3 protein-coding genes and 1 pseudogene are annotated in these 9,810 nt (G+C 31.5%); all 4 read left to right on the forward strand.

The window, feature by feature from the left end:
* Positions 1 to 288: 288 nt before the first annotated feature.
* Positions 289 to 496, forward strand: a pseudogene (locus FLACHUCJ7_RS24925) (IS3 family transposase); the annotation flags it as partial.
* Positions 497 to 1,213: 717 nt separating this feature from the next.
* Positions 1,214 to 4,720: an RHS repeat domain-containing protein gene (locus FLACHUCJ7_RS24930; RefSeq protein WP_180910942.1), complete on the forward strand. Its 3,507-nt coding sequence runs from the start codon at positions 1,214 to 1,216 to the stop codon at positions 4,718 to 4,720.
* A 162-nt stretch (positions 4,721 to 4,882) separates the two neighbouring features.
* Complete coding sequence (locus FLACHUCJ7_RS24935; RefSeq protein ID WP_180910943.1) at positions 4,883 to 8,803, forward strand: DUF6443 domain-containing protein; 3,921 nt, start codon at positions 4,883 to 4,885, stop codon at positions 8,801 to 8,803.
* A 1-nt stretch (position 8,804) separates the two neighbouring features.
* Positions 8,805 to 9,419: a hypothetical protein gene (locus FLACHUCJ7_RS24940; RefSeq protein WP_180910944.1), complete on the forward strand. Its 615-nt coding sequence runs from the start codon at positions 8,805 to 8,807 to the stop codon at positions 9,417 to 9,419.
* Positions 9,420 to 9,810: the final 391 nt, after the last annotated feature.

Genomic DNA, 9,810 nt, shown 5'->3' on the forward strand with positions numbered 1-9,810 from the left:
GGGTGATATGGAAATTACAGAAGACAACATTTTGCGTGATCCAAATTCAGTTTATCAAAATTCAGATCCCGGATATGTAGCTTTCTTAAAATACTTTGACAAAGAAGCCACTACAGATAAAATCATTGCCCTAATCGAAAAGAAACTTGAGGATAAGAAAAAGAAGTGATACTTTGAACCTTTCCTAAATTGTTTTTCTGTCTCGTCCTGAAATGAGTTGACACTAAATCGACTTATTATGAAAATCAATGAAACCCCAGTTTCAGACGCTCACGGCGTGATTATAATATAAGCTTTTAAGTTAGTTGTGATAGAGCGAATTGAAAAGGGGGAAATGACTTATACACAAGCCCAGAAAATTATGGCATACAATGAAGGAGCATCGTTTTGGTCTGGCTTAGGAAATTTGGCTAGACTGGAGCAAACCAAACTTATTATTTATGTCAAATCTAAAGAAACTCCAAAAAAAACCATCAAAATGCTTGAAAAAGAATTGAAATAGCCCCTAATATTCATACATATTTAATTACGTTTTATTTAAACAATCCACAAACTAAACTATGGCAATATTAAAGCTATCGAAATCAGACATATTTGTTTAAGCATCTTCAAATAAAATGATAATTGCTCAAGATTAACTTAAAAACTGTTTTTTTTAATTTGTTATATAATAACACACACAAGATATTATTTTACAGATCTTTAAGCACTAAAAACGAAATTTTTAAAATTTTTCTTGTTATAACTTTGATATTATAGCTTTTATTTTATTAATTAGCTATCTTTTTAACACTCTTTGAAGTTGTTAGATTGAGCAAGACATAATTACAACCCAAGGGTTTTAACTAAACAAAACTTACCACATAAACAACTAATAAAACAAGGTATTTATTAAATCTTATTGCTGTATAATATATATAATTATTATTTCACAACTAATGATTAAGACAAAGTGTAGAAAATTGTTTCTAAAGTAAATTTTTCATAACATCATTGGAAAAATTATAAGCTGGAGTTCTAATAAAAAATTAGTAATGAAAATTACAACGAAAAAGACCAAAAATGGTCGAATTATTAAATAAAATATTAACCGTATTACATGAAGAAATTTTTACCTTTTTTTTTGTTTATTTTAAAAATAAGTTATAGCCAAGAGCTGCCAGTAATTACTCCTTTAAATCCTAACTAGGCTGAAATAAGTAAATACGCCTCAATGCCCATAGGTACTTTTACTGGAATTCCTCAAATCAGTATTCCATTATACAATATCGAAACGCCGGGTCTTAATTTACCATTATCATTGAATTACCATGCAGGAGGAAATAAGGTTGATGCCTTGGCATCTGATGTGGGATTAGGTTGGTCCCTGCAAACGATTCCCTCAATTACCCGAAGTGTTAATGGTATTGAAGACGAGCATGCACAGGGATTTTTCAATAATTGGAATTACGCCTGGGGTTCAAATGAAACATTTTTAGATTATTATCAAACTGATTTTGATTCTTATTCAGCAAAATTGTTTAGAGCATTTGCATACAACAATCCATATACTACCGATTTAGGCCCAGACGTTTTCTATTACAACTTGCCTGGTGAAAGTGGCAGGTTTATGTATGATGAATCCTCTGAACAATTTATAACTTTTCCAAAATCTAATATAAAAATAATTAAAATACAGAATGGTTTTACTAGTGAATCTCTTAGTTTTAAAATAATAGCAACAGATGGTACCATTTTTATTTTTGATATTCATGAAAAGGGATTTGAAATATTTAATCAAAATGCCAGTAGAGAAATTACAACATCCTGGAAGCCTTCAGTAATGATGTCTGCAAATCACAAAGATTCGATAACCTTTGAATATAATGATCAATATTATGAAAATCCTGTTGTTATTCCTGAAAAGAAAACATTTAGTGATGCATATGGAGAAGGTCATTATAAAGAAATTCTTATAGCTTCACCCTGGACGCAGTTTGTAAGACATAACTTAAAAGTAATTTCTAGAATTAATTTTAAAAATGGGTATGTTTTGTTTAACAAAAATTCAAACGTGCGGGAAGATTTATCTGTTAAAGGCCTTAATAATTTTACTTTAGATCCTAAAGGTTATAATTTAAGTAATCTAAAAATATTTAATAAAAATGACTTTTTAATAAAGCAGTTTGATTTTAAGTATAAATACATTTCTAATTCATTAAGCACGACGACTAAGCCAGAAGAAAAGTGGATGTTACTGACTTCTATTGAAGAAAAACCAAATAGTCAAAATGGTAATCCTTTAGTTCATTATTTTACTTATAATGAAAATAATATTCCCTCTTCCAGAATGAGTTACGGAAAGGATTATTGGGGCTTATACAATGGCGCGGAAAACAATGAAAAACTTCTTCCTACAGTTGTTTTTGCAGGAGGTAATTATGATGGGGCAAATAGGGATGTAAACCCATACCTTTCTACATTCGCTATTTTAAAAGAAATTAAATATCCAACAGGCGGCCGTACTCAATATGATTTTGAAAATAATATGATAGACTTTAACAGCAGTTATCTTCCGCCAACATTTAGCAAGGATGAAAATAGTAATGTATGTGTAGGAGGTTTAAGGATTAAAGAGGTCAGAAATTACAGTGATGCCGCTTCGTTACCAATAAAATTAAAGTACAAGTACACAAAAAGTTTTGATTCTAAAAAATCTTCAGGATTATTATTTAACGATAATTTTTTTCCTGAAATACCAGAAAGTGTACAAAATTTAGTTGCGACTTTAAAGTGGCATGGGTATGATTTTTTTCTTCAAAATGCCCCAGCTCCATATATTTATAATGATGTGGTTATTAATTCTAATCCAATGGTGCAAGGGGTTGATTTTAGTCAAACTAATGCTATTGGTTATGAAAATGTAATTGTAGAAAGGGATAGTCTTGGAGTTACTTCAGGATATACGGAGTACAAATACTCAGTCAGTCAGAATGCGTATTCACAGCAGCGTCATCAGGGTAATACTTTGAAAATGATGGTTCCTTTTAATCAAGGAGAAGCTGATTGGGGTAATCTATTACAGACAAATATTTACAAGAAAAATGCTAATGACCATGTTTTAGTTCAGAAAAAAAATAATCTGTACGATGATGGCTATGGTTTGAGTGGAGTTTTATTTACAGAATTTAGAAAAAAAATAGTCTGTCATTTGACCTTTTTAAATGAAAATTTTGATCCAATTTCAGCAGATGTAATTTATAATCACGTTAATGGTTATAATTATTCTGCATATGTAGATTTCTACGATCTTGTAAATGATAAAATATATACTAAAGATGAATATACCGTTTATGTTGCAAATTCATTTAAAAAGAATTTATTAAGCGAAGAAACAGTTGATTTCTATAAAAATGATTCTATATCTATAAAAACGAATTATTTTTATAACGATTATAATCAATTAATCAAGAAGCAGACAAAAAACAGTAAAGGGAAACTCCAGTCGACAGTCATAAAATATCCTCTTGATATCAGTACAGGTTCTGCTACGCAGGCAGAGTTAGCATTAATAAATCAAAATAGAATTGAAATTCCTATTGAAACTAGCTCTTATGTTGGCAGCATTGATTCTAATGGTAACACTGTTAACGAGGAAAAAAAATCAGTATCGAAGACAAAGTATGATATATGGGCTGAAAATTTAATATTGTCCAGTAATATACAAACAGCAAAAGGAACTGATAATCTGGAAAATAGAGTTGTTTATAATAATTATGACAGTAGTGGGAATGTAGAGGAAGTATCAAAAGAAAATGGCACACATATTTTTTATCTCTGGGGTTATAATAAGCAGTATCCTATAGCAAAGATTGAAAACGCGACACGTTCAGCTATTTTAGCAAATTTGTCAGGTCAAAATACTTTGGAAGGATATACAGAAAATGATAGTATTCAAATTGAAAGTTTACGATCCTCCCTTCGTGATGCGATGATAACAACATATACTTATAAGCCTTTGGTAGGAGTTACTTCAGTTACTGATCCTAAAGGATACAAGGTTAGTTATGAATATGATGAATTCAATCGTCTTAAAATGACCAGAGACAAGAATAATAATATAATTTCAAATACTGCATACAACTATAAGGCTATATTACCGCCCTTAGAAATTAAAATCAGTAGTTCTCAAAGCAAAGCTATTGTTGGAGACATACTGACATTTACAGCAGTTCCAGCTTCCGGATCAGGAAATTACTCGTTTAAATGGACAGTAAATAATAAAAATTTAAATCAAGTATTTACTACAACCACAGGATTTTTAAATATCACATCAACAGTTGCTCATGAACCAGGTTTTACAGTTACTTGTCAAGTGAAAGATATGACTACTCAGGATGTAGCTGTTTCCTATCCGGTTAAAGTTGAGTTATTCAAGAGAATGACAGTGCCAGATATTTTTCAAGAACACAAAGGGAGAATTTTTAATTTAGGAGAACAGGTCGTGCTTAGAATAAACAGTGATAATATAGTAAATGGTTCCGGAAAATATGAATTTACCTGGGAAAAACATGTTCAAAACTACAGCATTCAAACTTCCTCAGTCAGTGCTGTAGCTTACATTATTGATCAATATTGTTGTCCTTATTTTGAAGTTTTGTGTAAAGTTAAAGATTTAGTTAGTGGACAAGAAATAATTAAAACAATAAATGTCACTGACATTAACGGCTGTCCGCAATAATTAGATTTTTAAATGTGATAAATGAATGGCAATCGAAATTTTATAAGTCGTCAATATAAAAATCCATTTAAAAAAAGAAAAATTTTTACAAATTAAATAAAATTTAACTACAAGGAGCTTAAAGCCTTTGTAAAGTATTATTAACGTGAAATTACATTTCATATGAAAAAAACACTACACCTTCTTTTAGTTTTACTTCCAGTTATGGCAATTGGCCAAACCCAGACCGAAAATTATATAAAGACCACTACTTACAAAGAACCAACGTCCACCAGTATTACAAATCCTACCGCCTTGCAAGCCAGCCAAAGCGTTACCTATTTCGACGGCCTTGGCCGTCCTGTCCAGCAAGTAGCCCACCAGCAATCCCCTACTGGAAGGGATATTGTTACCCCAATTGAATATGATGCTTTTGGCCGTCAGGAAAAAGAGTATCTGCCCTATGTGCCCACTGCTCCCGCTTCACTGGATTTCAAGACAACTGGACTGACAGAGGTGGGCACATTCTATAATGTCACAAAATACGAGAGTACCCTTAATCCCTATTCCCAGAAAGAATTTGAGGCATCGCCCCTCAATAGGGTCATGAAGCAGGCCGCTCCCGGAAATGACTGGAAACTTGGAAACGGTCACGAAATAAGATTCGATTACCAAACCAATACCAATGCCGATCAGGTGAGACGTTTTGGAGTTTCTTTCATAGGTGGAAACACCGAAAATCCGTACCTTGAAGATGAAGGTATTTATGATCCTTCACAATTATACAAAACAGTGACCAAAGATGAGAACTGGCAAGCCAGCCAGACTTATCCCAACGATCATACCACTGAAGAATTCAAAGACAAGGAAGGCCGTATTGTTTTAAAACGGACTTTTGATGCCGGCAAATGGCATGACACTTATTATGTATATGATGACTATGGAAATCTGACCTACGTATTGCCTCCCAAAACTCTTACATACAGTGATTTAAATCAAGTATTTCAAGAGCAAGAAGTTTTTCTGGATACCTATGAAAATGATGTAAACTTTTTTGTAAACGACAGTCCTTATAGTGAAATGATTGTATATATATCTGGTGGAAAATTATATTGTTCTTTTTATGCAGAAGTGTTTACTCATGAAGTAATAAAAACTGGAAAAATTGCAGACTTGTATTTTACCCACACTTTACCTAACATGTCTCTGGGAAACATAATGATGCCAAATATAAATGGAGAACTTATTGTTGGGGGTAATGCCTATATTCAAGATGGTGGACTGTATTTTTCTTCTACTGGCGCAAATGTGTATGCAAATGAAGATGGATATTGCAATTTTCATTTATCCGTAAATCTTTCTGATTATCAGACTAACTTTACTGTTCCCACTCTTAATAGAGAAACTTTTAATAACTTAATCTATCAGTACAAATACGATACACGTAACCGACTTGTTGAAAAAAAATTACCCGGAAAGGACTGGGAATATATCATATACGACAAATTAGACAGGCCTGTCTTAACACAGGATGTAAATTTAAGAAGCAATAATAAATGGCTATTTACAAAATATGATGTTTTTGGCAGACCGGTTTATACAGGAATGTATACAAATACAAGCCATGTCACAAGAATTAATATGCAAAATCAATTTGACACTCAAAATAATGAGACTGTTAAAATGTATGAGTCAAAAGTTACTTCAGGCACTGGGTATGATAGTTCATATTACACTAACACAAATTTCCCAAACTCAAATATAGAACTTTACACAGTTAATTACTATGACAATTATAGCTTCGACACTACTAATCTAACCCTTCCGGCAACAACTGAAGGAGTTAGTATTATTAATTACAATAATGAAAGCAGTACACAATACTTAACTAAAAACCTAATCACAGGAAGCAAAGTGCGTGTATTGCAAACAAATAATTGGATTACGGCCATTAAAGGTTATGATGAAAAAGGACGCATAATATATTCAGTAGACAAAAATAGTTATTTAGCTACCACAGATGTTGTGTCAAACAAGTTAGACTTTATCGGCCAGATATATAAAAGAATTTCTACACATACAAAAGGAACAACTGTTATTATTGTTGAAGATATCTATACTTATGATGCGGCAGGCCGTCTTAAAAAAATAACGCAGGAATTAAACAATAGTGATGTCATTGAAGTAATTAGCGAAAATATTTACGATGAATTAGGACAATTGGTCAGCAAAGGAGTTGGAGGAAAAACTACACAGTCTCGTTTACAAACGGTAGATTATAACTATAACATTCGAGGATGGCTTAAAAATATTAATGATCCAAATAATCTGAACGTGGATTTATTTGGTTATGGGATAAATTACAATACAATAGCCAGACCATCTAATGCCGTTTATAACCAAAATAAGCCACTCTATAATGGTAACATTAGCAGTACTTCTTGGAAAACACAAAGTAGTACTGTTTTAAAACAATACAATTATAAATTTGATGCGCTAAACAGACTTACGGATGCTAATTATGGTGAGAATAATACTTTTATTTCTAAATTTAATGAATATGTAAATAGATATGATCGCAATGGCAATATCCTGGGGCTATCTCGTTATATGCAGGATCCAGCTAATCCTAATAGTGGTACAATGATAGATTATTTGAATTATGCTTACAACGATGGAAATCAATTATTAAAAGTCGATGATAATGCTAAAACCACTACATATGGAAGTGAAGGATTTAAAGATGGGCCTAATAGCGATAATGATTACCTTTATGATGCTAACGGAAATATGACTGTTGACAAAAATAAACAGAAAGTCGAGCCTATGAATATAACATATAACCATTTAAATTTACCCATATCAATATTATTCAATGATGATTATATGATATTTTATGTCTATGATGCTTTAGGAACAAAATTAAAGAAAAGTGTTTACATGGAAGGTCCACCAACAGAAACTTACTATGCAGGGAATTTTCAATACTCAAAACCTAAAGAAAGCAATACTATTGTTTTGAAATTCTTTAACCAACCTGAAGGCTACGTAGAAATAAATGGAGGAATTTTTGAATATGTTTATCAATATAAGGATCATCTGGGAAATATAAGATTAAGTTACAAGGACATTAGTCAAACTTTGACCCCAACATTACAAATTCTGGAAGAAAACAGTTATTACCCATTTGGATTGAAACACAAAAACGGCAATAATATAGTCAATTCCACCAACCCTGCACTAAAGTACAAATTCAACGGAAAAGAATTGCAGGACGAGCTGGGGCTTAACATGTACGACTATGGAGCACGTAATTATGACCCTGCACTTGGTCGTTGGATGAATGTTGATCCATTAGCGGAGAAATCTCGTAGATTTAGCCCTTATACCTATGCTCTTAATAATCCTGTATTTTTTATAGATCCAGATGGAATGATGGCTTTACCTCCAGATGATTACTTTATTCACTCTAACGGTCAAATAACAGTTGGTAAAACAGAGGATACATTCGATCGTTTCTATGTTGAAAATAAAAATGGGAATATGGAGCTTGTTAACAGTTTTGACAAAAACGATTCAGGTTTAATTGAATTACCTTCAAGTTTTAGCTTTAATTCAGAAAATGCAGAATCTTCTTTTGCTTTTAGTGTTAAATCTGGTAATGAATATAGGTCATATATAAGAGGAGATGCCATGGCTTCAATAATTGGGGCTTTATCTGCAACCAATACAACAGACTTGACTATAAATGGTTTTAGTTTGTCTGATGGTAAATCTCCAGATCCTAGTGTTTCACATAAAAATGGAATTAATGGAGATCTTAGGTATTTAAGAACTGATTATTCTGGAGGAGCGGTAGTATTAGGCAGTGAAAATGTTGATGTGGCACGTCAAAACATTTTTAATGCCTCTCTTTATAAATTTGGTTGGAAAGATATGATTTCAGAAAGATTCAATGGTACTTTATTAGATAATACATCTTCAGCAAATGATAGAGGAATTGGATCTGACCATACAAACCATTTGCACATGCAAGGATATAATCCAAGTCTAACATACTTGGGAGGAGTACTTCAACAAGTTCTTATAACTAATAAAAAATAATATGACTAGGAAATTTTATTCATTACTTGTTTTACCATTATTATTAATTTCTTGTAATACCTATTCAAATAAGAATTTAGTATTTGACAATGTATTGCTCTTGTATTCTAATTCTTATAATGAAAACACTTCATATAAGATTTTAAATATCAATAAAACTATCTATTCAGAAATAAAATCAGTTAAGGGTAATGAGCCAACCTGCGAAAAAATCAAAAGCAAAATTTTGGCTTATTATAGCGACTATTATATATTTCACTTTGAAGCTAGAAAAAGTACTATAAAGGGGTTTTATGAAATAAAAGTCGGAGATGAAGTCAAATTGATAAAAGAAGATGTTACCATGAAATTTTTAACCTTAAAAAAATATATATTATCTTTTTATTGTAAAGCAACTAAAGAAAACCCTCTGCTTTTAAAACCAGCTTCTAATTCAAAAAAAATAAATATTGATTTTGAAAATACTAGTTTTAATTGTATCACAATTGATGGCGATTGGGTTAAAGTTCGATGTAACAATAATTGTGAGGGATGTCCTAATAAGAAAATTTTTGAGGGTTGGATTAGATGGAAAAAAAATGGAAGTATCGTTTTAAAATTGTTTTATAGTTGTTAGACTAAAAAGTCTATCCAAGCTGGACAAGGTCTCCCACACTGGTGCTTCGTTTGCAACGAGCACCTAATTAGATTGATATAAAAAGGTAGCGTTTGCAATTAGCTAAAACAGGAGTGTCTTTAAACAAGCACACTCCTGTTTTTTTATTATTTATAAAATATCTTTAAATAAAAAGTCATTTAGAGAAAGTAAAATAGCTATTACTAAATAATGTTGTGTTTTTATAATGTAAAATTCAAAATCTTGCGATAGTAAAAAAATCTGCTTTTCTTGTTTTAATTAAAGAATCTGATTTTATACAAATCAAATTCAAAGCTGAATATATCAAGCACAATTTCATGGTTTAAATCCGGATGGCATAAATACAAACCCTCTTCTAATACCCGATCCG

Source organism: Flavobacterium salmonis (assembly GCF_903819435.1).
Lineage (GTDB): Bacteria > Bacteroidota > Bacteroidia > Flavobacteriales > Flavobacteriaceae > Flavobacterium > Flavobacterium chungangense.